General features: G+C 53.9%; 1 tRNA gene. It reads right to left on the reverse strand.

From position 1 onward, the window contains the following. Positions 1–60: 60 nt before the first annotated feature. Positions 61–148: transfer RNA gene (locus tag IAE45_RS18785), tRNA-Ser, on the reverse strand. Positions 149–219 lie beyond the last annotated feature (71 nt).

Below are 219 nucleotides of genomic sequence, written 5' to 3' on the forward strand. Positions count from 1 at the left end.
CCGTGTTACCGCCGTGAAAGGGCGGTGTCTTAACCACTTGACCAACGGACCAATAAAAAACGGAGAAGGAGGGATTTGAACCCTCGCGCCGGTTTCCCGACCTACACCCTTAGCAGGGGCGCCTCTTCAGCCACTTGAGTACTTCCCCAAATGTATGACTACATTTTGATGGGCCTAAATGGACTCGAACCATCGACCTCACGCTTATCAGGCGTGCGC

Source organism: Enterococcus sp. S53, from assembly GCF_016516865.1.
Taxonomy (GTDB): domain Bacteria; phylum Bacillota; class Bacilli; order Lactobacillales; family Enterococcaceae; genus Enterococcus_D; species Enterococcus_D innesii.